The sequence below is a fragment of the Pseudomonas sp. RW407 genome, from assembly GCF_003176655.1.
GTDB classification, from domain to species: domain Bacteria; phylum Pseudomonadota; class Gammaproteobacteria; order Pseudomonadales; family Pseudomonadaceae; genus Pseudomonas; species Pseudomonas delhiensis.
This window is the reverse complement of record NZ_QGSL01000029.1, coordinates 489321-491869: the sequence shown is the minus strand read 5'-3', so window position 1 is coordinate 491869 and position 2549 is coordinate 489321. Positions and strand designations below refer to the sequence as shown.

Annotated in this window: 1 protein-coding gene; it reads left to right on the top strand. The window is 64.8% G+C overall.

Features of this window, described 5'->3' with window-relative positions; translation table 11 throughout:
* The coding region (locus DK254_RS33725; RefSeq protein ID WP_218281389.1) for a condensation domain-containing protein at positions 1 to 2549 on the top strand (2549 nt) is incomplete at both ends.

The window sequence follows — 2549 nt, the reverse complement described above, 5'->3', positions numbered from 1 at the left end:
ACAGCCTGGGCCGCGACTGTCCGGACTGGGTCTCCGGCGAGTTATGGATCGGCGGGGTCGGCGTCGCTGACGGCTATCGCGGTTCGGAACAGCTCAGCGCCGAGCGTTTCGTCCAGCATGAGGGCCAGCGCTGGTACCGCACTGGCGACATGGGTCGTTACTGGCCCGACGGTTACCTGGAGTTCCTCGGCCGCCGCGACCAGCAAGTCAAGGTCCGTGGCCACCGCATCGAACTGGGTGAAGTGGAAAGCGCCCTGCTCACCCTGCCCGAGGTACGCCAGGCAGTGGTGCTCGCCACGGGGAAACCGCTACGACTGATGGCCGCAGTGGTCGGCAGCATCGATTGCAGCGACGATCTCTGTCAGCACCTGGCCCAGCAGTTGCCCGAGTACATGCTGCCCAGCCAATGGTTGCTGCTCCCCAGCCTGCCCCTGAGCGCCAACGGCAAGCTCGACCGGCAACAGTTGTTGCAACTGGCCGAACAGCAGGCACCGCAAACCGACCAGCAACGGCAGCCGCCTTGCGGAGAAGTGGAGCAGCGGGTCGCGGCGATCTGGCGTGAGCTGCTGCATTGCCCGCAGGTCCACCGCCAGGACGATTTCTTCCGCCTGGGCGGCGACAGCCTCCTGGCCACTCGATGTAGCACCCGTTTGCGCCGGGAAGGTCTGGCTAGCAACCACAGCCTGCGCCAATTGTTCGCCACACCGCGCCTGGCCGATTTTGCCGCAACCCTGCTGCCGGTCGGCGCCACCCCGGCGTTGCAGGTAGTACCGGACCTCGCCAACCGCTATCGAGGCTTCCCCCTGACCGAAGTCCAACAGGCCTACTGGCGCGGGCAAAGCCAGGACTTGCCATTGTCCTGTGGCACTACCTACCTGATCGAACTGGATGGCGAACGCCTGGATGTGCCGCGTTTCGAGCGGGCCTGGCAGCGTCTTGTACAGCGCCATGAAATGCTCCGCGCCGAATTGCTTGACGACGACCGCCAAGTAATCCTGCAACAGGTGCCACCAGTACAGGTGCAGCAGCATTGGCTGAAGTGCGGCGACGCCGAAACCGCACGACAGCATTTGGCCAAGCTCTGGGCGCAGCGGCCACGCCAGCGGCGCAGCTGGCCACTGTTCGAAGTGCATGCGGTGAATTACACCGGGCAACGCTGTCGCCTGGGGCTGTTCTTCAACTACCTGACGTTGGACGGCCTGAGCATCAAGCTCCTGCTGGGAGAACTGGCCCAGCTCTACACCGAGCCCGATCATCCGTTATCGCCAATCGGCTTGTCGTTCCGCGACTATGTTCTGCAGGTCCAGCCCAGCCCCGAACAGCTGGAACAGGCCCACTCCTATTGGCGTGAACGCCTCGACGATCTGCCTGGGCCTCCAACCCTCCCTCTGCGCTGTTCGCCGCAGAGCCTTGAGGAAACCAGTTTCAGCCGCCGTGAATTCCGCCTGGAAGCCAACCAGTGGCAAGCGCTACGCCAGCGGGCACGAGAGTCGGGGATCACTGCCTCGGTACTGCTGCTCAGCGTCTATGCCCAGGTGCTGGCCCGCTGGAGCGACGGCCATGCCCATACCCTGAATCTGACACTGTTCGACCGGCAGGACATCCATCCGGACATCGGGCGAGTGCTTGGTGACTTCACCTCGCTGGTGCCGGTGAGCTTCTACCCCGAGGTTGGCCGCAGCTTCCTGCTCCAGGCCCAGCAGATACAGGCGCAGATCGCCGATGTGCTGCAACACGCTGCCTGTTCCTCGATCTGGGTCCAACGGCAACGGGCACACCGGGTCGGTCCGCAGGCCGCGGCATTGCCAGTGGTGTTCACCAGTACCCTGGGGTTGGCCGACGATCTGCTGGGCGAGCTACCCGAGGACTTTCCGGATATCGTCCCCGGCGGTCTATCGGAAACCCCGCAGGTCTGGCTTGACCATCAGTTGTATGAACATCGCGGCGCCCTGGTGCTGTGCTGGGACGCCGTGGACGCACTGTTTCCGGAAGGCCTGCTGGACGCGTCGTTCGCTGCCTATACCGAAGCGCTGGTGCGATTGATCGACGCCGACTGGCAGTGCCCCCTGGCGCTGCCACTGCCTCCTGTGCAGGCCGCTGTGCGCCGGCAGGTCAATGCCACAGCCAGCCCCATAGCCCCACGTACCCTACTCTCCGCCCCCTTTGCCATGAGTGCCGAACGCCTGGCGCTGATAGACGGAGAAAGCCGGCTGAGCTATGGCCAGTTGCGCGAGGCAGCCTTGCGCGTGGCAGCGGGTCTGCTGGCCCAGGGCGTAAAGCCTGGCGAGGCCGTTGGCGTATGCCTGCCCCGCGGTAGCGACGCAGTGATAGCCCTGTTCGGAGTGCTCGCCGCTGGCGCCTGCTATGTGCCGATCGGCATCGCTCAGCCCACGGCACGGCGCAAGCGTATCGAGCAACGCGCCGCTATCCGCTACACCCTCGATACCCAGCAACTGCCGCAACTGCTGGCGCAAGCACCGCTGTCAGCCCCCGTAGACGTCAGCGTGGACAGTCCGGCCTATGTGATCTTCACCTCCGGCTCCACTGGC